Origin of the sequence: Staphylococcus caseorum, assembly GCF_049943195.1 — a bacterium.
In the GTDB taxonomy this organism is placed as follows: Bacteria; Bacillota; Bacilli; order Staphylococcales; family Staphylococcaceae; genus Staphylococcus; species Staphylococcus equorum_A.
This window is the reverse complement of record NZ_JBNFUA010000001.1, coordinates 1,897,042-1,922,578: the sequence shown is the minus strand read 5'-3', so window position 1 is coordinate 1,922,578 and position 25,537 is coordinate 1,897,042. Positions and strand designations below refer to the sequence as shown.

Genomic DNA, 25,537 nt, shown 5'->3' with positions numbered 1-25,537 from the left:
ATTTAAGTTTATAAAAGAATACACCAAGTTAAGGTACAATACATGTTTGTATTTGCCTTAATCTTGGTTATTCCATTATTGATATAGAGCAATCAATCAATTTGCACAGCTAATCTAAATTGAAGGAGGTAGGCTCCTTGATTGATGTAAATAATTTCCATTATATGAAAATAGGACTTGCTTCACCCGAAAAAATCCGTTCATGGTCTTTTGGTGAGGTTAAAAAGCCAGAAACAATTAACTATCGTACTTTAAAACCAGAAAAAGATGGTCTATTCTGTGAGAGAATATTTGGACCTTCGAAAGACTGGGAATGTAGTTGTGGTAAATACAAACGTGTACGTTATAAAGGTATGGTTTGTGACAGATGTGGAGTAGAAGTAACTAAGTCAAAAGTGCGCCGTGAAAGAATGGGCCATATTGAATTAGCTGCGCCTGTATCACACATTTGGTACTTCAAAGGTATTCCAAGTCGTATGGGTCTTTTATTAGATATGTCACCAAGAGCGTTAGAAGAAGTTATTTACTTCGCTTCTTATGTTGTTGTTAATCCAGGTCCAACTGGTTTAGAGCAAAAGACATTATTATCTGAAGCAGAATTCAGAGATTACTATGATAAATTCCCAGGTAAATTCAACGCCAAGATGGGTGCTGAAGGTATCAAAGAATTACTACAAGAAATCGACTTAGACGCTGAACTCAAACAACTAAGAGATGAGTTAGAATCAGCAACAGGTCAAAGACTTACACGTGCAATTAAACGTTTAGAAGTAGTTGAATCATTCAGACATTCTGGTAATAATCCAGCATGGATGGTGTTAGACGTACTTCCAATTATCCCACCAGAAATCAGACCAATGGTTCAATTAGATGGTGGACGTTTTGCTACAAGTGATCTTAATGATTTGTATCGTCGTGTTATCAACCGTAACAACCGTTTGAAACGTTTATTAGACTTAGGTGCTCCAGGCATCATCGTCCAAAACGAAAAACGTATGTTACAAGAAGCTGTTGATGCACTTATCGATAATGGTCGTCGTGGCCGTCCAGTTACTGGACCAGGTAACCGCCCATTAAAATCTCTTTCTCATATGTTAAAAGGTAAACAAGGACGTTTCCGTCAAAACTTATTAGGTAAACGTGTTGACTATTCAGGTCGTTCAGTTATTGCAGTTGGACCTAGCTTGAAAATGTATCAATGTGGACTACCTAAAGAGATGGCATTAGAATTGTTCAAACCTTTCATCATGAAAGAATTAGTTCAACGTGAAATTGCTACAAACATTAAAAATGCGAAAAGTAAGATTGAACGCATGGATGATGAAGTTTGGGACGTATTGGAAGATGTTATCAAAGAACACCCAGTACTTTTAAACCGTGCACCAACACTTCACAGATTAGGTATTCAAGCATTTGAGCCTACATTAGTTGAAGGTCGTGCAATTCGTCTACATCCACTTGCTACAACAGCTTACAACGCTGACTTTGATGGTGACCAAATGGCTGTTCACGTACCATTATCTAAAGAAGCTCAAGCAGAAGCACGTATGTTAATGCTTGCAGCACAAAATATCTTAAACCCTAAAGATGGTAAACCAGTTGTAACACCTTCACAAGATATGGTGCTAGGTAACTATTACTTAACTTTAGAGCGTAAAGAATCAGTGAATACTGGTGCGATTTTCAATGATACAAATGAAGTATTAAAAGCTTATGCTAATGGCTACGTACACTTACATTCACGTATTGGTGTGCATGCTAAATCATTTAATAATCCAACATTTACTGAAGAACAAAACCAAAAACTCTTGTTAACTTCAGTTGGTAAAGTTATATTCAATGAAATCATCCCAGATTCATTTGCATATATTAACGAACCAACACAAACTAATTTAGAAAATAAAACACCAGCTAGATATTTCATATCTGCTACTGAATTAGGAGAAGGCGGATTAAAAGAATACTTCGATAATCAAGAATTAATTGAACCATTCAATAAGAATTTCTTAGGAAATATTATTGCAGAAGTCTTCAATCGTTTCAGCATCACAGATACGTCTATGATGTTAGACAGAATGAAAGACTTAGGATTCAAGTTTTCAACTAAAGCAGGTATCACTGTTGGTGTATCTGATATCGTAGTATTACCAGATAAGCAAGAAATTTTAGATGAACACGAAAAATTAGTTGAGAGAATTACTAAACAATTTAACCGTGGTTTAATCACTGAATTTGAACGTTATAACGCAGTTGTTGAAATTTGGACTGACGCAAAAGACCAAATTCAGAAAAAATTAATGGGCTCACTTGATAAAACAAACCCAATCTTTATGATGAGTGACTCTGGTGCCCGTGGTAACGCATCTAACTTTACACAGTTAGCAGGTATGCGTGGACTTATGGCTGCACCATCAGGTAAGATTATTGAATTACCGATCACTTCTTCATTCCGTGAAGGTTTAACAGTATTAGAGTACTTTATCTCTACCCATGGTGCGCGTAAAGGTCTTGCCGATACAGCACTTAAAACAGCCGATTCAGGTTACCTTACTCGTCGTCTTGTTGACGTTGCTCAAGATGTTATTGTTCGTGATGAAGATTGTGGAACTGACCGTGGTCTACTTGTTTCTGATATCAAAGAAGGTACAGAAATGATCGAACCATTCATCGAACGTATTGAAGGACGTTATTCTAAAGAAACTGTCCGTCATCCAGAGACTGATGAAGTAATTGTACAACCAGATCAATTAGTTACTGCAGACATTGCTAAACAAATTACAGACGCTGGTATTGAATCAATGTATATACGTTCAGCATTTACATGTAATACACGTCATGGTGTTTGTGAAAAATGTTACGGTAAAAACCTTGCTACTGGTGAAAAAGTTGAAGTTGGTGAAGCAGTTGGTACAATTGCTGCACAATCAATTGGTGAACCAGGTACACAGCTTACAATGCGTACATTCCATACAGGTGGGGTAGCAGGTAGTGACATCACGCAAGGTCTTCCACGTATTCAAGAGATCTTCGAAGCACGTAATCCTAAAGGTCAAGCCGTGATTACAGAAATCGAAGGTGTCGTTGATGACATCAAGATTGCGAAAGACCGTCAACAAGAAATCGTTATTAAAGGTGCTAACGAATCTAAATCATATTTAGCTTCAGGTACTTCAAGATTGAAAGTTGAAGTTGGCCAAGGTGTTGAACGTGGTGAAGTTCTAACTGAAGGTTCAATCGAGCCTAAGAACTACTTATCTGTATCAGGTTTAAATGCAACAGAAAGTTATCTATTAAAAGAAGTTCAAAAAGTTTACCGTATGCAAGGTGTGGAAATTGATGATAAACACGTTGAAGTTATGGTTAGACAAATGCTACGTAAAGTACGCATTATCGAAGCTGGAGATACTAAATTACTTCCAGGTTCATTAGTAGATATTCATAGCTTTACTGATGCAAACCGTGACGCATTTAAAGAACGTAAACGTCCAGCAACAGCTAAACCAGTCTTACTAGGTATTACGAAAGCGTCTCTTGAAACAGAAAGCTTCTTATCAGCAGCTTCGTTCCAAGAAACAACACGTGTACTTACAGATGCTGCAATTAAAGGTAAACGTGATAACTTACTTGGTCTTAAAGAGAATGTTATCATCGGTAAATTAATTCCAGCTGGTACTGGTATGAGACGTTACAGAGATGTTAAATACGACACAGTTGCACCAAATAAAGAAGTTACAGAAGAATCAGAGACAACTAAGATGTAATTCTTTTTACTAAATAAACAAGGTGATCGAGATATTATATTTCGGTCACTTGTTTTTTATGTTTTTTGAAGAATTTATCGTATTTAAAGTTGACTCAACAGTAGCTAAGATGTTATTATTATTAAGGTTGATGCAAGCAGAACTTTGGAGGATATTTTAATGTCTAATGAAAAAGTTGCACGCTTTAACAAACAACATCATGTTATTGGACTTAAACAAACGCTTAAGGCTTTGGATAAGAACCAAGTTACATCATTGATTATTGCTGAAGACGTTGAAGTTCATTTACTGACTCGCGTGTTAAGTCAAATCAATCATAAACAGATACCTGTTTTATTTTTCAAAAGCAAACAAGCTTTAGGAGAATATGTAGGTATTAACGTTAATGCAACAATTGTTGCATTATTAAAATGAGATTAGTAAGAATTATTCTTACTAAATTTTATTTGCCCTTGAAATGAACCACCTGGATGTGTGGGATTATAAATGATGAGAGGAGGAAACATTCAATGCCAACTATTAATCAATTGGTACGCAAACCTAGACAAAGCAAATCGAAAACATACGGTTCACCAGCTTTGAACAGAAACTTTAACAGCAAAAAGAAAAAATACACTAGTTTAAACTCTCCACAAAAACGTGGTGTTTGTACTCGTGTAGGTACTATGGCTCCTAAAAAACCTAACTCCGCGTTACGTAAATATGCCCGTGTACGTTTGTCAAACAGTATCGAAATTAATGCGTATATCCCTGGTATCGGACATAACTTACAAGAACACAGTGTTGTACTTGTACGTGGTGGACGTGTAAAAGATTTACCTGGTGTACGTTATCACGTTGTACGTGGTGCGCTTGATACTTCAGGCGTAGATGGACGTAGAAAGAGTCGTTCAAAATACGGAGCTAAAAAACCTAAAAAATAAGTTTAAGATTGCGTAAATTTTCGCTATAAAATTAAAAATTATACTATAATAGGAAGGGAGGATTTACATTATGCCTCGTAAAGGATCAGTACCAAAAAGAGACGTATTACCGGATCCAATCCACAATTCAAAATTAGTTACAAAATTAATCAACAAAATCATGTTAGATGGTAAACGTGGGACAGCTCAAAGAATTCTTTATTCTGCTTTCGACTTAGTTCAAGAACGTAGTGGTCGTGAAGCTGTTGAAGTTTTCGATGAAGCTATCGACAACATCATGCCAGTATTAGAAGTTAAAGCTCGCCGTGTAGGTGGTTCTAACTATCAAGTACCAGTTGAAGTTCGTCCAGAACGTCGTACGACTTTAGGACTTCGTTGGTTAGTTAATTATTCGCGTCACCGTGGTGAAAAAACTATGGAAGAGCGTTTAGCTAACGAAATCTTAGATGCAGCCAACAATACAGGTGGCGCAGTTAAGAAACGTGAAGACACTCACAAAATGGCTGAAGCTAACAAAGCCTTCGCTCACTATCGTTGGTAGGATAGTAGCTTTATCCCTGAGCATGTTCCACATTGATAGTTTACTATCTAAGGCGTGTGCTTAGGGCATCGCCATATTTATAGTATTTATTCGCAGTTATACTGGAAGGAGAAAAATACATGGCTAGAGATTTTAGTTTAGACAGAACTCGTAATATCGGTATCATGGCTCACATCGATGCTGGTAAAACAACTACGACAGAACGTATTCTTTACTATACTGGACGTATCCACAAAATTGGTGAAACTCATGAAGGAGCTTCACAAATGGACTGGATGGAACAGGAACAAGATCGTGGTATCACAATCACTTCTGCTGCAACAACAGCAGAATGGGCTGATCACCGTGTAAATATCATCGATACACCAGGACACGTAGACTTCACTGTTGAAGTTGAACGTTCATTACGTGTACTTGATGGCGCAGTAACAGTACTTGATGCACAATCAGGTGTTGAGCCGCAAACTGAAACAGTTTGGCGTCAAGCAACAAACTATAGTGTACCTCGTATTGTCTTCGTAAACAAAATGGACAAAATGGGAGCTAACTTTGAATATGCAGTTAGCACTATTCATGACCGTTTACAAGCTAATGCACAACCAATTCAATTACCAATTGGTGCTGAAGATCAATTTGAAGCAATCATTGACTTAGTTGAAATGAAATGTTTCAAATATAACAATAACGAAGGAACTGAAATTGACGAAATTGAAATTCCTGAGGATCATAAAGAAAGAGCTGACGAAGCTCGTTCAGCATTAATTGAAGCAGTAGCTGAAAGTAATGATGAATTAATGGAAAAATATTTAGCTGACGAAGCAATCAGTGTCGCTGAATTAAAAGATGCTATCCGCCAAGCAACTAATGATATTGAATTTTATCCAGTTCTTGTTGGTACAGCGTTCAAAAACAAAGGTGTTCAGTTATTGCTTGACGCAGTAATTGATTACCTACCATCACCATTAGACGTTAAACCAATTGTTGGACACCGTGCTGATGAGCCAGAAGAAGAAGTTATCGCAAAAGCTGATGACGATGCTGAGTTCGCTGCTTTAGCGTTCAAAGTAATGACTGACCCTTATGTTGGTAAGTTAACATTCTTCCGTGTTTATTCAGGGCATCTTTCATCTGGTTCATACGTTAAGAACTCTACGAAAGGTAAACGTGAACGTGTAGGTCGTTTACTACAAATGCACGCTAACTCTCGTCAAGAGCTTGACACAGTATACTCAGGAGATATCGCTGCTGCGGTAGGTCTTAAAGATACTGCTACTGGTGATACTTTATGTGGTGAGAAGAATGACATTATCTTGGAATCTATGGATTTCCCAGAACCTGTTATTCACTTATCTGTTGAACCAAAATCTAAAGCTGACCAAGACAAGATGACTACAGCTTTAGTTAAGTTACAAGAAGAAGATCCAACATTCCATGCACACACAGACGATGAAACTGGACAAGTTATCATTGGTGGTATGGGTGAACTTCACTTAGATATCTTAGTAGACCGTATGAAGAAAGAATTTAACGTTGAATGTAACGTTGGTGCTCCAATGGTTTCATACCGTGAAACATTTAAGCAATCAGCTCAAGTTCAAGGTAAATTCGCTCGTCAATCTGGTGGTCGTGGTCAATATGGTGACGTTAAGATTGAATTCGCGCCTAACGAAACTGGTGGCGGTTTTGAATTCGAAAACGCTATCGTTGGTGGTGTAGTTCCTCGTGAATACATTCCATCAGTTGAAGCAGGACTTAAAGATTCAATGGAAAACGGTGTATTAGCTGGTTATCCTTTAATTGATGTTAAAGCTAAATTATATGACGGTTCATACCATGATGTCGATTCATCAGAAATGGCCTTCAAAATTGCTGCATCATTAGCGCTTAAAGAAGCTGCTAAAAAATGTGATCCAGTTATCTTAGAACCAATGATGAAAGTAACAATCGAAATGCCTGAAGAGTACATGGGTGACATCATGGGTGACGTAACATCTCGTCGTGGACGTGTTGATGGTATGGAACCTCGTGGTAATGCACAAGTTGTTAACGCTTTTGTACCACTTTCAGAAATGTTCGGTTATGCAACATCATTACGTTCTAACACTCAAGGTCGCGGTACGTATACTATGTACTTTGACCACTATGCAGAAGTTCCAAAATCAGTTGCTGAAGCAATTATCAAGAAAAACAGTGGTAATTCAGCAGAGTAATTAAATTTATTTTGTAAGATAACAGTCTAGCTGTTAATTACATGTAAAGCTTAATTATGTAGCTTACAGTTTTATCAATTGATTTTTTAGCTGAAATGCATTATAAAGGTACTATATAGTCCTTTATTACAAGTAACAAATATTCTTCTCGTGACAGTGAGTAACTGTCATGAGAGATAAATTTTAAAAATTAATTTTCTAACGAATAGGAGAGATTTTATAATGGCTAAAGAAAAATTCGACCGCTCAAAAACCCATGCCAATATTGGTACTATCGGACACGTTGACCATGGTAAAACTACTTTAACAGCTGCAATTGCAACTGTATTAGCAAAAAATGGTGACGCTGTAGCTCAATCATATGACATGATTGATAACGCTCCAGAAGAAAAAGAACGTGGTATTACAATTAATACTTCTCACATTGAGTACCAAACTGAAAAACGTCACTATGCTCACGTTGACTGCCCAGGTCACGCTGACTATGTGAAAAACATGATCACTGGTGCTGCTCAAATGGACGGCGGTATCTTAGTAGTATCTGCTGCTGATGGTCCAATGCCTCAAACTCGTGAACATATCCTGTTATCACGTAACGTTGGTGTTCCAGCATTAGTTGTATTCTTAAACAAAGTTGACATGGTTGACGATGAAGAATTACTAGAATTAGTTGAAATGGAAGTTCGTGACTTATTAAGCGAATATGACTTCCCTGGCGACGATGTTCCTGTAATCGCTGGTTCAGCATTAAAAGCGCTTGAAGGCGTTGAAGAATATGAAAACAAAATTTTAGAATTAATGGACGCTGTTGATGAATTCATCCCAACACCAGAACGTGATTCTGACAAACCATTCATGATGCCAGTTGAGGACGTATTCTCAATCACTGGTCGTGGTACTGTTGCTACAGGCCGTGTTGAACGTGGTCAAATCAAAGTCGGTGCTGAAATTGAAATCATTGGTATGCAAGAGGAATCAACTAAAACAACTGTTACAGGTGTTGAAATGTTCCGTAAATTACTAGACTATGCTGAAGCTGGCGACAACATTGGTGCTTTATTACGTGGTGTATCACGTGATGACATCTCTCGTGGACAAGTTTTAGCTGCCCCTGGTACTATTACACCGCATATTAACTTCAAAGCAGACGTTTATGTTTTATCAAAAGAAGAAGGTGGACGTCATACTCCATTCTTCACTAACTACCGTCCGCAATTCTATTTCCGTACTACTGACGTAACAGGTGTTGTTACTTTACCAGAAGGTACTGAAATGGTTATGCCTGGCGATAACGTTGAAATGCAAGTTGAATTGATTTCACCAATCGCTATCGAAGATGGTACTCGTTTCTCTATCCGTGAAGGTGGACGTACTGTTGGATCAGGCGTTGTAACTTCAATTATTAAATAATAAATAATTTCTATCTTTGGTAGAGATTTTAGGAGCCTCCTTTATGGAGGCTCTTTTTTATAGGCGCCCTTATCCGAAAAGGATTAGGGCGCCTTAATGCAATAGCAAAGCTATTGTAAACCACAGAAACCCGAAAAGGATTAGGGCTTCTTAATGCAATAGCAAAGCTATTGTAAACCACATTAACCCTTATCTCAAAATAAGATTAGGGCTTCTTAATGTAATTGCCAAAGGAAATTGTAAACCGCAACAATCCGCAAATGTATTAAGACGCCTTAATACATTTGTCTTTGATAGTTTTTGCGCTTGCTTTCTGAGGTCAAAGCCTTAGTCTGTAGTCTTTGGCTCAAATAACTGCCGTTTTAAGTAAGATAGTATAATTGAATTAACGAAAATAATATTGAAAACAAACAAGCACAATGCCATTTTGGCATTGTGCTTGTTTGTATATATAGGTAGTTAGAGAAATCATTACATCTTCAAAATTTCATATAAAAATAGAATCCCTGTGTGTTGTAGTTGATCACATATGCATAAGCGCCACTAACTCATTTCATTCCTAAGTGGAAAAGGATTACCTGAGCTAAAGCTCATGCATAAGCACTACTAAAGTAACAGAGTTACGAAGTAGTCAGAGGTACGCCTGCGTTGACACGCATGCATAAAAACCACTAACGTAACGAAGTTACGAAGTGGTTTTAACAATCACATTTTCGAGTTCTAGTATTTTGAGGAATTGGCTAACGGTGTATTTCATTGCTTTTTCATCAATATTGAAGTTTGGACTATGATGTGGGTGTGTTGTATCTTTTTCTGGATTACCACAACCAGTCAGGAATAACGCGCCTGGACGGACTTTTAAGTAATGAGAGAAGTCTTCACCAATCATCATTAATTCTGACTCGTTGAATCTTAAGTTAATATCGTTTGCTGCTTTTTTAACAACTTCATAGCTATTTGGATTGTTATGGACTGGTAGATAGCCCTTAATGTAATCCATTGTGTATGTGATGTCATTTGCCACAGCGAGTCCTTGTAGGAGTTTATCCATTTTAGTCATAACATGAGTTTGAACTTCTGTATCGAATGTACGTACAGTGCCTTTACAAAACGCAGTGTCAGGAATGATATTGTCTGCAGATCCTGCTTGGACCATACCAAAACTTATCACTGCCTGTTTGACGGGATCAATGGTTCTTGAAACGATTTTTTGTGCACTCATAATAAATTCAGCCATGATTACTACAGGATCAATGGTTTCGTGTGGTTTGGCACCATGCCCACCTTTACCTTGAATTGTAATATTAAATTCATCTGGTGAAGCCATCATTGCACCAGCACGGGAATAAATCGTACCTGTAGGATAACCGCTCCATAAATGGTTAGCGTATATTTTGTCTACGTCTTGTAAACAACCATCGTCTATCATTTCTTGAGAGCCACCTGGCATTACTTCTTCGCCATGTTGGAAGATGAGTACCACGTTACCATTTAAAAACTGTAGATGATGCTCTATAATTTCTGCAACACCTAATAAAGTCGCCGTGTGTCCATCATGACCACATGCGTGCATAGCACCTGGATTTTTAGATTTGTAATCCACTTCTGTAAGCTCATCTATAGGTAGTGCATCAAAGTCTGCACGTAATGCTACTGTAGGCCCATTGCCACGACCTTTAAAAGTCGCAACGATACCATTGCGACCTACGGGTGTACGTATTTCACATGACAATTGACTCAATTGATTTTGAATATAATCATGAGTATGGTACTCTTCGAACGATAATTCGGGATATTGATGTAAGTACCGACGTACTTGTATCATTTTACTTTCTTTTTCTTGCGCTAGTTGAAACCAATCAAACAACTTCAACCCTTCTTCCTTAGTCATTTTTATCCAGTATACCATTTAAAATAACTTAACTGTACCACCAAATATTAACGTACAAATCTAATTGTAGAAAACGCTTTCTTTATAATTGTTATTCTACTTCCATGTATTTTAAAAATAGGTTATGATTAACTTAAACACAAAGACAATCCAAAGGGGGACTTGCAGTGGTACAATCACTACATGGCTTTTTAGATGAAAATATTCAGTATTTAAAAGATAACGGGTTATACAATGAAATTGATACAATTGAAGGTGCGAATGGGCCTGAAATTCAAATCAAGGGAAAGCATTACGTTAACTTATCTTCAAATAATTATTTAGGACTAGCAACAGATGAAGATTTAAAACAAGCTGCGAAAGATGCAATTGATACACATGGCGTTGGTGCAGGTGCAGTACGTTCGATTAATGGTACATTAGATTTACATGATGAATTAGAAGCAAAATTAGCTGAATTTAAAGGAACAGAAGCAGCAGTCGCATATCAATCAGGTTTCAACTGTAATATGGCAGCAATTTCTGCTGTTATGAATAAACATGATGCGATACTTTCAGATGAACTAAACCATGCATCTATTATAGATGGCTGTCGTTTATCTAAAGCAAAAATTATTCGCGTAAACCACTCAGATATGGAAGACTTACGTGCAAAAGCAAAAGAAGCAGTAGAGTCAGGTCAATATAATAAAGTTATGTACATCACTGATGGTGTATTTAGTATGGACGGCGATGTTGCGAAACTGCCAGAAATTGTTGAAATCGCTGAAGAATTTGGCTTAATAACTTATGTTGATGACGCACATGGTTCAGGCGTGATGGGTAAAGGTGCCGGCACAGTAAAACATTTTGGCTTACAAGATAGAATTGATTTCCAAATGGGTACGTTATCAAAAGCGATTGGTGTTGTAGGTGGTTATGTAGCTGGTACACAATCATTAATTGATTGGTTAAAAGTGCAATCAAGACCATTCTTATTCTCAACATCATTAGCGCCTGGAGATACGAAAGCGATCACTGAATCAGTGAAAAAATTAATGGCGTCTACAGAATTACACGATAAACTTTGGGATAATGGTAATTATTTGAAAGCTGGATTAAAAGAACTTGGATTTAATATTGGCAACTCTGAAACACCAATCACACCGGTTATTATTGGTGATGAGAAAGAAACACAAGCGTTCAGTAGCCGTTTGAAAGACGAAGGCATCTATGTGAAGTCAATTGTCTTCCCAACGGTTCCAAAAGGCACAGGACGTGTGCGTAACATGCCAACAGCTGCACATACGAAAGAAATGTTAGATCAGGCATTAGCTGCGTATGAAAAAGTAGGCAAAGAACTAGGAACAATTAAATAGTAATGATTTAATCATTATGGGGGCAGGAAGATGAAATCAAATTTTGATTTCTCTCCTGCTCCCGTTTTTTATGAAATAAAAGGGAATAAATTGAAAATAACTACAAAATTTCAGGAAATGAATTAGGAGTGAGTAAATGGCAAAACTCATAATAATTAGAGGGAATTCAGGCAGTGGTAAAAGTACAATTGCTCAAAATATACAAAACTATCTAGGTGAAGGAGTAATGTTAATAGGCCAAGATGAGGTGCGTAGGCATATGCTCAATGTAAAAGATAAACCTAGAAATTTGTCTATTAACTTAATAGAAAAAATTGCAGAATATGGTATTAAGCACTGTAATTACGTAATTATTGAGGGTATTTTAAATAAACAAAAGTATGGTACTATGCTAAAAAAGCTAATAGAATATGATGGCATACAAGCATATGTATATTATTTTGACCTAGCTTTTAATGAGACCGTTCGCAGACACCATATGAAAGAAAATACAAATTTTGATAAACAAGAAATGGCAAAGTGGTTTATAGAAAGAGATTTCCTGAATGTCTAAGGTGAATTTTTGTATTAATCAGGAGATGACTGAAACGAAAATTTTACACCAAATATTAAATGATATGCACGATAATTAAAATAACCATGCTACTTTTTAGTAACATGGTTATTAAACATAATGAAAATGAGCAGGGTTTTCAATGTGTTTAAAGTCCTGTTTTAGACTTTAAACGTTTGCGCGTTTGTTTATTTTGGATAAATGGAATTGTGAACCATAAGATATGAAGCATACTTGCTAGTATAACAAGTACAATTGGTATAAATATTTCAACTATACTAATATTTACAACGAATGATGCCAGAATAAACGCAGTGATAGACGGTACTGCACAAATAATGACTACAGTTAACAGTACAAATTGCAATACTTGGGTTGCGATAGGGCTATATATATCTAGTATTACAATAGCGACATAAAATAGCGTGATAAAGGCAAGTAGTACAATAATCCAACCGAGAGCCAAACCAGTTTCAGATTCAATAAAATTTTGATAGGGCGCTAAGATTGGCAGAATGAATAAAATCATAACTGATAACCATGACAGTACGCCAAAAAACAGAAATAATTTTTTAGATCTATTATGAGTCATAGTAAAAACCTCCTTAAGATACCAAACCCATGTCATCTTATAGTTAAGAGATGTGTTTTTTACTAGAGGTAATTCTAAACGGTTAAGCACAATATAATTCATCCAACGCTTTCACTTATTCATATACCCACAAAACAGTATTTTTACACCATCGATTAATGGTCTTTCTAATGACAGAAAAGTTCTTTTAAATATTAGCTGAAAAGCATAAATGTATCTTAATAAAGTGGTATAAATTTAAATTAACTAGATCTAAGTTATAAGCCGTATTGAATGATACGCTTTCATAGTGAAAAATGTTATAGTTTAGATAACAGATAGCGCTATGAAGGGGATTTTAGATGACAAAAAATTTAGGGTTGCATTTTACTACACAACGCCTTATCATTAGACCGTTGGAAGAAAATGATTACGAAACATGGTTGCGTGGTTTTGTAAACCGTAAGCCGTCTCAATTTAAATATGATAAAGGTCAAGTAGACATGTCAGAATCGACTGAACCGTGGTTTGCAGCACTTATAGTAAGGCAACAACAAGCTATTGAAGCAGATGATTTATATATCTTTGGGATTTTTGATAAAGAAATGAATCATTTAGGCATGCTTGATATTAAGAACTTGAGCCGCGACAATTTTCAGTGGGCTGAAATTGGTTATTTTATTCACAATCAGTATTGGAATCAAGGCTTTGCTTATGAAGCAGTGACAGAATTAGTTAAACAAGCACGAGATACGTTGCATTTTCACAGACTTGAAGCACATATCAATATAGATAATGTGCCTTCAATCGGTTTGATTGAAAAAGTAGGCTTTCAATTCGAATGTGTGCGCAAAGGTTTCATATTTGAGAATGGCAAATGGACAGATCATTATGTGTACTATTTAAATACACACAACGAAATCATAGATGAGTAATAGTAATAACTTAGAAGGAAGGAGTATCAACATGGTTGAATTTAGAGAATTAACAATGGGTGACGAAGCATTATATTGTGATTATATGAGAGAATGGATTGATCATGATGAAAAGGTAGTGCCTGAGATTACAAACATTACGAAATATAGTAATTTTGAAGAAATAGTTCACGAATTAGCAGATAACAAATCACATGACCAAACTGTAGATAATACGACATTGTTTTTAATAGATGATGATGAAATCATCGGTGCTGCCAATATTCGTCATAACTTAAACGATAAACTGAAAAAAGTCGGCGGCCATGTTGGCTACGGCATCCGCAAAAAATACCGTGGCAAAGGTTTTGGCAACAAGTTGTTGAAGAAATCTTTAGACTACTTATCAAGAATTGGTGTTCAAGAGGCTTTAATTACATGTGATCAAGACAATGAAGTTTCCGCAGCAGTAATTAAGCACAACGGTGGCGAAGAAATCGAACCCTCCACATTGGATGATGGTACAGTCATACGCCGTTTCCAGATTGAGATAGCATAATAATAAAATAACAGTTAGAACCAAGAGGACGTAATTTATTACGTTCTCTTTTTTGTTGTATTAATTCAAAAATATTAATTCACAAATAGCGATAAAAACGTTTTGTAATACCATACGTATGTAAACTTTAAACAAAATTTATTTAAAAAATGTAAAGAAGTGTTGTAATTTACCTAATTTAATTTATAATAAGTTGAATGCTAAATTTATTAGGAGGCTCATATGGAAAGTACAGTAGATTTATCCAAAATATTACAAATTATCAGGAAGAATTTAAAATTACTGATAATTTTACCCATTATTTGTTTATTAATTAGTGCTATAGTTACTTTTTTCTTTTTAGATTCTAAATATCAAGCGTCTACTCAGGTATTAGTAAACCAAAAAGAAAGCGATTCACAAATGATGGCACAAGAAGTTCAAAGCAATATACAGTTAGTCAATACATATGCTGAAATAGTGAAAAGCCCAAGAATTATAGATAAAGTATCTAAAGAATTAGATGGAAAATATTCTTCAGATGAAATTAATAAAATACTAACTGTATCTAATGAGGCAGATTCACAGGTTCTTAATATTGATATAGAGACTAAGAGTGGTAGTGATATGAAACTTTAGATTTATCTTTAGATGTCATTGATAGTATTAGAGTTAGTACCGAAGGCATAAAAAACAAATTTATCAATAAATATAATTATGAGTCAGTATTCTATCAATATGTTAATGCAGAACACATAGATATTAAAGAAAAACCGATTAATACTAAAAGAAATTTCTTAATTAAAGCTAGATTTGAAGATAGTATTAAGGATATATCATATGTGATTAAACTGATGAATTATATCGTTAAAAATACAAAACGAAATGATATACAACTCTATATTATAGGTTATGGTCCATCAGAGATTTTATATAAAAACCTTGTGAAGTATTATAATTTACAAAGCAATGTTCATATAAATGAGAAAGAACCATTTAACTATATTTATATATCTTCATCTCCTTATGAAACGCTAGGTTATTCTATTTTAGAAACAATCGCTCATGGGAATAGAGCATTAGTTTATCCTGGTAATGATAATGTCTTGCAAGATGTTTATTCAAAATACTATGCAGTTCAATTTTTAGAAAAAAATATTATAGATGATAGTGAAATCTTAATATCTTTGATTGATAGTAAATATACGCAACAAGAAAGAGATATTGATTTTGATAATTTAAATAAAGAATTTATTGATAGTGAATACAGCGAAAAATATATAACTAATTTTAACCAAGCTGCAAAAGGGCATTCATTAGATATTAAAAAATATAAGGGCAAATATGCGTTTAAATCTAAAAATAAAATAGAGAAACTGAATAGTGGTAAAGTTTTATATAAAAAGTTAAAAGAAAAACCGTTTTTAAGTAGAATCTTTAAAAATGAATTTTTCTTCAGAAGATTTAAAAATTATTATAAAAAAAGAAAAGAAAACCTAAGTAAAAAATTACTAGATAACATTACACCACAAAAGAAAAAGGTATTTATTGAGTCTTTTCATGGTAATAATTTTAGTGGGGATCCTAAATATATTGCTTTAAGTATTCAGAAACATTATAACGACAAAGAAATTTTTGTGAGTTCTTCTAACTCATTAGTAGATATTGAAATTAGAAATTGTGGGTTCACACCAGTACGATTTGGTACTCAAAATTATATTGAAAAATTTAGAAATTCTAAGTATATCTTTATGAACGGTAATTCATGGGATAAAGTTTATAAGCATAATGATCAAGTGTTTATTCAAACATGGCATGGTTTTCCGTTGAAAAAAATGGTCAACGATTTAAGTGACGAAATTGAAAAGACAACGCAATTAATGCAGTTTAAACCTCGTATGATGAAATGGGACTACTTAATTACTTCTTCAAATACTAATACAATGCTTCTAAAATCTGCATTTCCATTGGAAGAAAATCCAAATTTAAATATTTTGCAACATGGTGCACCTAGAAATGAATATTTAATTGAAAATAATAATTATGAAGAAAGAAAGAGATTACAAAGAAAATATTTATTTACAGTTAATGACACTAAAAAATATGTCTTGTTTTGTCCTACTTGGAGAAAAGATGAAAGAGAGCATCTGACAAGTATTGATTTAAAAAAATTACTAATTCACTTACCTGAAGAATATGAAATCATCATTAAATTACATCCTAATGAAGGTATGTTGAGAAGTAAATATAATAATTTAGATGCTAGAATTCACTGCTTTTATAATGAATTTGTAGATATACAAGAGCTTTATATATTATGTGAATCTATGATAACAGACTATTCATCAACAATTTTTGACTTTGCACATTTAAATAAACCTATATTACTTTTACAAGAAGATGCAGAAGTGTATCAAAAAGATATTGGTTTTTATTTCGATGTTTTTGAATTAGGAAATTTCCCAATTGCATCGTTAGATGAATATAAACTAGCACTTCAAATTAAAAGTATTGACCACATAGATTATACAAATTTAATTGATCGCTTAATGACAGACGATAAAATAGGTAGTGGGCAAAATATATTGACTGAAGTATTTAGTGATTCGATTGATAATGAAAATAGTACAGATAGTCCAAGTGAAAACTAAATTTTACTATTTAAATAACTATGGTTAAACAATAGAATGATTCGATATTATTTATCAAGAATCGGTCTGATATTTATATCAGGCTGGTTTATTACATACTACATAACGAAAGTAAGTGATAAAATGACTGTAAAAATAGCAACTATTGGTTCATGTATTACGAGAGATAACTTTAATACAAAGTTTAATCCTAATTATAAAAGATACTTTGATGTAATAGAACATCAAAACCAGACAACGCTTCCGAGTTTAATGTCTAATGAGTTAGAGCTTAATGTTAATAAAGCATTTTTAGATAAATCCCCCTATGTGCAAAGTTTATTATATAAGGAGCACAGTAAAGAATTCTTATCGATATTAAAAGAAAAAGCTCCAGATTATTTATTAATGGATCTAGATCCCGATGTTAAATTTGGATTGCTAAAAATAGAAGATAATCAATATATAACTGCTAATCCAAACTTTAAAGACTTACCACAATTTAAAAATCTAGAGCGTATCAATATAATTGAAAACTATAAAGCATACATTAATATTTGGAAAGAAGCGGTGGCTAAATTTTTTAACTTCATGAAGAAAGAAGTGCCTAATTGTGAAATTATATTAGTGAAAGCTAGATTCTCTGACGTGTTTAAAGATGGTACTTCATTAACAAAAATGAGAGAAGAAAAAGGAATAGCACTTCAAGAATTTAGTGAGATGAATAAAGTGTGGGATAGCTTAGATGATTATATTATTAAAAACTATGATGTCTCTGAATTAGATATGACTGAACAACAATATTTTCTCGATAAAGATCATTTGTGGGGACCATATTACTTACATTATGAAGATAAGTTTTATAATGCATTTTTGAATAAACTAATTAAAATTGTGGAAAATCATAAAGGAAAAGATGCAATATTAAAAGAAGGTCATAGAACAATTCAAAGAATGTATTTAGATGATGAATATGAAATTTTAAATACTAAAGTTGTTGAAGTGATTTTAAATTCCGAGAAAAATATCATTGAACTAGCTAGAATAAATGAAGATGCTTATCATCTATATAAGGATTTATTGGCGAATGATTATATTTTATATTTTCACACTGAAGGTATTTCTAAATTATACAAGAGAAGCTATGTAAAGGAATTGTGGAAAAGAAATGATTTAATGCAACAAGGTAGTAGCTTTTACACACTAGATGAACCGAAAGATAAAAAAGATAATAAGAGCGAGGATAATAAAAAATTACTTGTTATTTTCACATGTATGCCAGCAGCAGATGTCTATGATAATTATTTAATGACGGACAGAATGTTTCCAAAATTTTTTAACGGTATAGAAAGAAGCTTGGTCAAGAATGTTCATACTATGAGAATTATGGACTTAAATTGTTCACATGGCTCTCATTATATAAATAGTAATAATAATCACAATTTGGAAACAGATATTTCAAATGCAATTCACCGTGTAAAAGATGAATTAGGTATTGAAGAAGATGATATCGTATTATACGGGGCGTCAAAAGGCGGTACAGGTTCGTTATATTATGGTGCTAAATTAGATTTGAAATGTTTAGCGATAGACCCAATTATAAGCTTAGGCGAATATAACGTTAAAGACGATCACTTCTTAAAGGGATTAAGGAAAGAAGATATTAGCGAAGATATTAACAACAATTTATCAAAACAGAGTACAAAAGAAAAACATATAATTGGTTCTGAAAATGTTCAATTTAATTTTTCTATGATTTCTAAAATTCAAGGAAGTAACATTAATAAAATCAATAAAGTTGATGAGCATATTAAAAGTCATCCAGACGTTTCTAGAAATAGCATACCAGAGCAGTTAATGTTATTAAATAAGATGTTATTAAATAAATAAAACATAGCAATTATAGTAAGGATAGATAGGTAGCCATTGTCAGGCTGTCTATTTTTTTATTGCTAAGTGAACTACAAATATTAATGTAACCGCAAACATAAATAAAAGACTTCACTAGCAGTTTCAAGTATAATCGTTTTTAGTACTAGGTATTAAAACAATAGATAGAAATGAGGTTTATTTATGTCGAAAGTAATTAAGGATATACATACAGCATTTGATGGACTAGAGGATGGCATGACTGTGCTTGCTGGTGGCTTTGGGTTATGTGGCATACCAGAACATGCTATCGAAGCAATCCGTACGAAGGGTACGAAAGCTTTAACAGTAGTAAGTAATAACTGTGGTGTAGATGATTTTGGCTTAGGCCGTTTATTAGAGAAAAAACAAATTGATAAAATGATTAGTTCCTACGTGGGTGAAAATAAAATATTTGAACAACAATTAATTAATGGTGAATTAGATGTAGAATTAACACCACAAGGTACATTAGCTGAAAAATTACGCTCAGGTGGCGCTGGTATACCTGCTTTTTATACGAAAACAGGTGTAGGTACGTTAATTGCTGAAGGTAAAGAAACACGTGAATTTGATGGTGAAACGTATGTGATGGAACGTGCGATTAAAGGTGATTTTGGTATTGTAAAAGCGCAAAAAGCAGATACTTTTGGCAATTTAGTTTTTGAAAAAACTGCACGTAATTTCAATCCCTTATGTGCGATGGCTGCCACAACGACTGTCGTTGAAGTTGAAGAATTAGTTGAAGTTGGAGAAATTGATCCGGATGAAGTACATATGTCAGGCGTTTACGTCGACTTTATTTATTTAGGAGAGCATTTTGAAAAACGCATTGAGAAACGCACAGTGAAGGAGGTTAATCATGGATAAACAATTACAGCGTAAGAAGATTATTCAACGTGCTGCACAAGAGATTAAAAGCGATATGGTAATTAATTTAGGTATCGGTATGCCTACGCTTGTGGCCAATGAAATCAATGACCACGTAGAGAATGTCTTTTTCCAATCTGAAAATGGTTTGTTAGGTATCGGACCTTATCCAACAGACGAATAAGTGGACCCAGACTTAATCAATGCAGGTAAAGAAACGGTGACTGCTGCAAAAGGTGCGTCGTATTTTGATAACGCGGAATCCTTCGCTATGATTCGTGGCGGACATATCGACTTAGCAATCCTTGGGGGCATGGAAGTCTCACAAACTGGAGATTTAGCCAATTACATGATTCCAGGTAAATTAGTCAAAGGTATGGGTGGCGCTATGGATTTAGTCGTCGGCGCACAAAAGGTCGTCGTCATTATGGATCACATGAATAAACATGGTGAGTCTAAGATTAAAGCACAATGTGAATTACCACTCACAGGTGCTGGCGTCGTCAACACATTAATTACAGATTTAGCAGTATTTCAATTTGAACACGGAGTGATGAAGCTTGTTGAATTGCAAGATGGTGTTACTTTGGAAGAAATTGAAGCCAATACAGAAGCGCAATTTGAAAATCATTTGAAGTAGGTGTGAAGAATGGTCAAAGATAAAGTAGTCATTATTACAGGTGCAGCAAGTGGTATCGGTTTAGGGATTGCGAGAGTGTTTTTAGAAAATGGTGCTAAAGTCGTGTTAGCTGATTTAAATAATGAAAAGTTGGCTCAAGAAACGCATGATTTGAAAGACCAAGGTTACGATTGCATGCCAGTTCAAGTAGATGTCACTGACGAAGCAGCAGTTAAGCATATGGTAGATGTAACTGTAGCAAAGTATGGTCGTTTAGACATTTTATTTAATAACGCAGGTTTACAACATGTTGAAAGTATCGAATCATTCCCAACTGACAAGTTCAGACAAATGATTGATATCATGTTAACTGGCAGTTTTATTGGTACAAAATATGCATTGCCGATTATGAAAGAACAACAATTTGGTCGTATATTAAATATGGCTTCAATTAATGGTGTGATTGGTTTTGCTGGAAAAGCAGCGTATAACAGCGCTAAACATGGCATTATCGGTTTAACAAAAGTTTCAGCTTTGGAAACGGCGACGGAGGGCATTACAGTCAATGCGATTTGTCCTGGCTACATAGATACACCACTCGTACGTAATCAAATGGCAGATTTAGCTAAAGATAGAGGCGTCGAGGTAGAGCAAGTGTTAGAAGACGTGTTATATCCGTTGATTCCACAAAAACGTTTATTAGATATTAAAGATATCGCAGATTATGCATTATTCTTGTGTAGTGACAGTGCTAAAAGTGTTACCGGACAAGCTATTTTAATAGATGGTGGTTATACTGTTCAATAATTAAAAAAATATAAATAATATTTAATCTTAATTCATTGATAATTTTCAATAAAAATATGTTACGTTATAGATAACTTAATATATTGATGACATGAGGGTGAATTACTGATGAAAGGTCCAGACGCAAATGATACAAGTTGGATATCTATTATTTTTACCATTGCTTGTCTTGCAATGTCGGAAATACTAGAACATAGTTTGTATAATAAAATTCTCACTGCAGTTATAATTTTAATATTGATTTTTATTGTAATTCGTAGATTGAAAGTGACTGTTTATGATATACAAACACAAGATGACAATATAAACACGTTTATGAGTGTGAAAGCTGACTATTGGATTTTATACGTTAAAGATATGATTGCTTATGGACTGATGGCAGCAATCTTTTTTGACTTTTTATTTATAAAAAATAGTTTGGCATGGCTTATATTATTGATAATCGTCATTTTATTTGGACTCTTAATACTATTTGAGAATAAATTTGAAAAGAAAACCGACATTCTTGAAACAAATGACACGGAATAGAGGTGTTTTATGCTTTTTATAAGCGCAAAAGAACAAGCACAATTATTAGATATGTCAGAAATTGTTGAAGCAGTAGCGGAATCTTTACGTGCATATTCAGAGGGCAAGACTGATACACCTTTGCGCTATTCGTTACCTTTTAATGAAGATAACCGTTATCTCGTGATGCCGGCATTATCAGATGAATTGAAGATTGTCGGACTTAAGACAGTGACCGTGGCGCCCAATAATACTAAAGTCGGCAAGAAAACCATCGTGGGATCTGTTATTTTATCTGATTATGAAACGGGTGAAACACTAGCGGTACTCGAGGGATCTTATTTAACGAAGATACGCACAGGTGCGATATCAGGTGTGGCAACGAAATACCTCGCACGTGAAGACGCTAAAACATTATGTGTCATAGGCACAGGTGATCAAGCGGAAGGTCTTATTAAAGCAGTCCTCGCCGTAAGAACGATTGACCGTATTCAGTTTTACAATCGCACGTATGAAAAAGCTGTAACCTTTGCTGAACAAGTACAAAGTGCATATTCAAATCTAGATTTAACAGTGTTTGATAACGTAGAAGAGGCAATAGAAGACGCGGACGTCATCGTAACTGCTACCAATGCAACAGAACCAGTATTTCATAAGCGCTTAGCGCCAGGCGCTCACTTAAATGCTGTCGGTTCCTTTAAACCAGATATGCAAGAATTACCATCTCAAGCCATTGCAGATGCAGACAAGGTTGTTGTAGAAGCCATAGAAGCTGCCATGGAAGAAACAGGAGACTTAATTAATCCGGTAGCAGAAGGTGTATTTAAAGCAGATGGTTTATACGGAGAACTCGGGAACATTGTTTCTACAAAATTAGAAGGCAGACGATCAGAAGATGAAATTACGATTTTTAAATCCGTAGGCGTAGCCATCGTTGATATCGTAGTAGCCAATTACTTTTATCAAAAATTATTGAAACAACAAAGTGAATAAATCTAAAGATGACTATCATTCATTTGGTAGTCATCTTTTATGAAAAGTCATACTAAAATCCCTTTTTACTTCACCCCAATACGCACGTGAGGTATGATATTTATTATTAATAGTAAATACATTCCAAAATGGGAAGGGAAATTTATATGAAATCAATCTTACTTATAGGGCAGTCTAATATGGCAGGGCGTGGCTTTATCGATAGCGTGAAACCGATTGTAGATGAGCGCATTCATGTGTTGAAAAATGGTAGATGGCAAATGATGGACGAACCGATACATAGTGATCGTTCTGTTGCAGGTATAGGCCCCGCAGCATCGTTTGCTAAATTGTGGTTAGATGATCATCCAGATGAGACAATTGGCTTAATTCCTTGCGCAGATGGTGGTACATCGATTGATGATTGGGCAGAGGATCAAGTGTTAACGCGACATGCCATTTCTGAAGCTGAATTTGCGATGGAAAGCAGTGAGCTCATCGGTATATTATGGCATCAAGGCGAAAGCGATAGTTCAGAAGGTAAGTATCTTGACTATGAAACTAAGCTAAATCAAGTTGTGGATCATTTTAGACAAGCGCTTAATGCGTCTCAACTGCCATTTGTATTGGGCTTGCTAGGAGATTTCTTAGGCAAAGCAGCATTTGGTCAAAGTGCATCAGAATACACTCAAATTAATGAAGTGATTAAAACTGTCGCAGAAGCAAAAGACAACTGTTTCTACGTAACGGCACAAGGTTTAACAGCCAATCCTGATGAAATTCATATCGATGCCGAGTCACAGCGGTTATTAGGTATGCGATATTATGCAGCATATTCACAAGGTGACAACATTAAAGACTCGTTACCAGAAGAAAAGAAAGCGGATGATTTATTATATAAAAAAGAATATACAAAGAATGAACAAATGTATATGTTAATAGCACGATTATCTAAGAATGAAATAACTTACCGAGCATTCACAGAAGAAATGGCAAAGATGTATTAAAGCAATTACCCAGGAAATATTAAAATTTACACAAAATACCCCAACAATAGGCACACTTTTCAGGTGATGCTATTGCTGGGGTATTTTTAATACGCTACTGACCAAAATCTACTCAACACGACCATGTGTAATCTGTGTTAATCCTTCATTTATCGTGAAGATTTTGGCGTTGATTTCAGTGACACCCATAGTATTGAGTCGTTCACTATGCATATTTAAGTAACTTTCAGCATGCGCTTTGCTGTCGAAGGCGTAAATACCACCTGCTTCTTTGGCTGTTTCGTTTTCAGTCCAAATTTTCCATAAAAACCCTGGTTCATCATTAATTGATTTTGCTAAATCAGCGAATTGTTGTGCCATTTCGTCTCCAAATGGCCCATCTAAAGGAAAATCGACTTGTAAAATATGTACCATAACATACCTTCCTTTCGAGTTTAATTATACATATTTTAAGTATAACTAAATATGATATTTATGTGTATCAACAAACGTTAATATCAATTGTATATTTTTGAGGAATTGAATTGCATTTAATCTTTTTAAATATATAAATGTAAAGGAAGAGTAAATTTATTAAATATCTTATATTATCTTGCAATTAAATAGATTAGGAGTATGATTAAGGTGAACAATTACACTATAGCAATAAAATCCTTCAAAAAAGGAGTGATTTTAGAAGTATTATATCTATTTACGCTTTTAGTAAAATCACTTATTGTCAGTTCTTGAGCCACATGTAGTAATGTGAAAGAATGAAATAATTAATAAATAGTGTAGGAAACTTGTTAATACGGCGTATATTGATAATTATGATTGCTTAGTTTTAAGTGCATAACTAAGATTTCTTGAAATTTAGCCAAGAGGGACTCAAAAATAGAGGAGTGATTTATTATGCGTAAAGTTGGAAAGTTACTTTCAGCAACAGTCGTTGTTTCAACACTTGTCGTAGGTTCTTCGGCAGCGTATATCACGAGTAATAATCAAGAAGTCCAAGCGCAGTCAGAGCAAGTTCAAAAATGGGGACACGGTGAAGGTGGCGCTAGCGGTGCCAACACTGAAAGTAGTACGAACGGTGTTGGATTAAAAGCTGAAACACCATGGTATAACTATGAAGGTTATACAACATATGATGCATCATTTACACAAGATTATAACTTTGTAAGAGCATTAAAATATGACAATGTCTCAATCGATGGCTATAAAGTAGATACAAGCTTAGATGATAATCTTGATCATACTAAGCAAGTTTATGATACAACCGTTGAATTTAATAGTGATAACGAAGTTATAGGGATTTCTTTCTTAACTAAACCAGACTCAGTATCTAAGGAAACCTTTAAAAAAGCACACACATCTAATCAAATAACTGATGAAGGTGAAATTAGAGGCGGCGAAAAAGACGGTACATTTGTAACATATGAAACGAACGATGGCTCATACACAGCGTATTTTGATGAAGATGACCAATTGATGCAAATGAGAATTGGCTAGTAGCATAATATGAAATATGTTTATGTTTATAGTAATTAGTCTGAAATGAATAATCT

The 25,537-nt window shown here is 34.6% G+C and carries 22 protein-coding genes and 1 pseudogene; 20 read left to right on the top strand and 3 right to left on the bottom strand.

From position 1 onward, the window contains the following. Positions 1 to 164: 164 nt before the first annotated feature. The 6 genes from rpoC to tuf all read left to right on the top strand — a co-directional run bounded on the left by rpoC (position 165) and on the right by tuf (position 8,845). Entirely contained in the window at positions 165 to 3,761 is a 3,597-nt protein-coding gene (gene rpoC / locus ACP3TL_RS09915; protein ID WP_176723006.1) for a DNA-directed RNA polymerase subunit beta', read from the top strand. A gap of 159 nt (positions 3,762 to 3,920) precedes the next feature. Continuing rightward, entirely contained in the window at positions 3,921 to 4,175 is a 255-nt protein-coding gene (locus ACP3TL_RS09910; RefSeq protein ID WP_069833281.1) for a ribosomal L7Ae/L30e/S12e/Gadd45 family protein, read from the top strand. Between the two features lie 95 nt (positions 4,176 to 4,270). Next, positions 4,271 to 4,684: a 30S ribosomal protein S12 gene (gene rpsL / locus ACP3TL_RS09905; protein WP_002508566.1), complete on the top strand. Its 414-nt coding sequence runs from the start codon at positions 4,271 to 4,273 to the stop codon at positions 4,682 to 4,684. 70 nt (positions 4,685 to 4,754) lie between these two features. After that, a complete protein-coding gene (gene rpsG, locus ACP3TL_RS09900; RefSeq protein ID WP_002508565.1) occupies positions 4,755 to 5,225 on the top strand; it encodes a 30S ribosomal protein S7 in 471 nt (156 codons plus the stop codon). A gap of 119 nt (positions 5,226 to 5,344) precedes the next feature. Further along, entirely contained in the window at positions 5,345 to 7,435 is a 2,091-nt protein-coding gene (fusA, locus tag ACP3TL_RS09895) for an elongation factor G (RefSeq protein ID WP_069833280.1), read from the top strand. A gap of 222 nt (positions 7,436 to 7,657) precedes the next feature. Beyond that, entirely contained in the window at positions 7,658 to 8,845 is a 1,188-nt protein-coding gene (tuf, locus tag ACP3TL_RS09890; RefSeq protein WP_285326010.1) for an elongation factor Tu, read from the top strand. Between the two features lie 685 nt (positions 8,846 to 9,530). Here the strand turns inward: tuf and ACP3TL_RS09885 are convergent. Further along, a complete protein-coding gene (locus tag ACP3TL_RS09885) occupies positions 9,531 to 10,712 on the bottom strand; it encodes a M20 family metallopeptidase (protein WP_277575881.1) in 1,182 nt (393 codons plus the stop codon). 191 nt (positions 10,713 to 10,903) lie between these two features. Between ACP3TL_RS09885 and ACP3TL_RS09880 the strand changes: the two genes are divergently transcribed. Next, entirely contained in the window at positions 10,904 to 12,094 is a 1,191-nt protein-coding gene (locus ACP3TL_RS09880; RefSeq protein ID WP_069833277.1) for a glycine C-acetyltransferase, read from the top strand. A gap of 136 nt (positions 12,095 to 12,230) precedes the next feature. Then, positions 12,231 to 12,647, top strand: coding sequence for an AAA family ATPase (locus tag ACP3TL_RS09875; RefSeq protein WP_285326013.1), 417 nt, complete (start codon positions 12,231 to 12,233; stop codon positions 12,645 to 12,647). Positions 12,648 to 12,795: 148 nt separating this feature from the next. On the opposite strand, the gene ACP3TL_RS09870 is transcribed toward ACP3TL_RS09875, so the two are convergent. After that, complete coding sequence (locus tag ACP3TL_RS09870) at positions 12,796 to 13,239, bottom strand: hypothetical protein (protein ID WP_069817733.1); 444 nt, start codon at positions 13,237 to 13,239, stop codon at positions 12,796 to 12,798. A gap of 341 nt (positions 13,240 to 13,580) precedes the next feature. Between ACP3TL_RS09870 and ACP3TL_RS09865 the strand changes: the two genes are divergently transcribed. The 11 genes and pseudogenes from ACP3TL_RS09865 (at position 13,581) to ACP3TL_RS09815 (ending at position 23,990) form a co-directional block, all read left to right on the top strand. After that, positions 13,581 to 14,153, top strand: a complete 573-nt coding sequence (locus ACP3TL_RS09865; RefSeq protein ID WP_069833276.1) for a GNAT family N-acetyltransferase — start codon at positions 13,581 to 13,583, stop codon at positions 14,151 to 14,153. A 31-nt stretch (positions 14,154 to 14,184) separates the two neighbouring features. Next, positions 14,185 to 14,691: a GNAT family N-acetyltransferase gene (locus tag ACP3TL_RS09860; protein ID WP_069833275.1), complete on the top strand. Its 507-nt coding sequence runs from the start codon at positions 14,185 to 14,187 to the stop codon at positions 14,689 to 14,691. A 222-nt stretch (positions 14,692 to 14,913) separates the two neighbouring features. Beyond that, complete coding sequence (locus ACP3TL_RS09855) at positions 14,914 to 15,309, top strand: YveK family protein (RefSeq protein ID WP_069833274.1); 396 nt, start codon at positions 14,914 to 14,916, stop codon at positions 15,307 to 15,309. Positions 15,310 to 15,512: 203 nt separating this feature from the next. Continuing rightward, positions 15,513 to 17,321, top strand: a complete 1,809-nt coding sequence (locus ACP3TL_RS09850; RefSeq protein ID WP_285326017.1) for a CDP-glycerol glycerophosphotransferase family protein — start codon at positions 15,513 to 15,515, stop codon at positions 17,319 to 17,321. Between the two features lie 123 nt (positions 17,322 to 17,444). Continuing rightward, on the top strand, positions 17,445 to 19,190 hold the full coding sequence (locus ACP3TL_RS09845; protein ID WP_277575880.1) for an accessory Sec system protein Asp2: 1,746 nt from the start codon (positions 17,445 to 17,447) through the stop codon (positions 19,188 to 19,190). A gap of 183 nt (positions 19,191 to 19,373) precedes the next feature. After that, complete coding sequence (locus ACP3TL_RS09840) at positions 19,374 to 20,078, top strand: CoA transferase subunit A (RefSeq protein ID WP_069833272.1); 705 nt, start codon at positions 19,374 to 19,376, stop codon at positions 20,076 to 20,078. After that, positions 20,071 to 20,718, top strand: a pseudogene (locus ACP3TL_RS09835) (3-oxoacid CoA-transferase subunit B). The gene ACP3TL_RS09840 and the pseudogene ACP3TL_RS09835 overlap by 8 nt, the downstream one beginning before the upstream one ends. A 9-nt stretch (positions 20,719 to 20,727) precedes the next feature. Next, positions 20,728 to 21,504: a 3-hydroxybutyrate dehydrogenase gene (locus ACP3TL_RS09830; RefSeq protein WP_069833270.1), complete on the top strand. Its 777-nt coding sequence runs from the start codon at positions 20,728 to 20,730 to the stop codon at positions 21,502 to 21,504. A 108-nt stretch (positions 21,505 to 21,612) separates the two neighbouring features. Further along, a complete protein-coding gene (locus ACP3TL_RS09825; RefSeq protein ID WP_069833269.1) occupies positions 21,613 to 22,032 on the top strand; it encodes a hypothetical protein in 420 nt (139 codons plus the stop codon). Between the two features lie 9 nt (positions 22,033 to 22,041). After that, complete coding sequence (locus ACP3TL_RS09820; RefSeq protein ID WP_069833268.1) at positions 22,042 to 23,004, top strand: ornithine cyclodeaminase family protein; 963 nt, start codon at positions 22,042 to 22,044, stop codon at positions 23,002 to 23,004. A gap of 146 nt (positions 23,005 to 23,150) precedes the next feature. After that, positions 23,151 to 23,990, top strand: a complete 840-nt coding sequence (locus ACP3TL_RS09815; RefSeq protein WP_069833267.1) for a sialate O-acetylesterase — start codon at positions 23,151 to 23,153, stop codon at positions 23,988 to 23,990. Positions 23,991 to 24,098: 108 nt separating this feature from the next. Here the strand turns inward: ACP3TL_RS09815 and ACP3TL_RS09810 are convergent, their stop codons facing one another. Next, positions 24,099 to 24,404, bottom strand: a complete 306-nt coding sequence (locus ACP3TL_RS09810) for a monooxygenase (protein ID WP_069833266.1) — start codon at positions 24,402 to 24,404, stop codon at positions 24,099 to 24,101. Between the two features lie 477 nt (positions 24,405 to 24,881). Between ACP3TL_RS09810 and isaB the strand changes: the two genes are divergently transcribed. After that, positions 24,882 to 25,481, top strand: a complete 600-nt coding sequence (gene isaB, locus ACP3TL_RS09805) for an immunodominant staphylococcal antigen IsaB family protein (RefSeq protein WP_277575878.1) — start codon at positions 24,882 to 24,884, stop codon at positions 25,479 to 25,481. Positions 25,482 to 25,537: the final 56 nt, after the last annotated feature.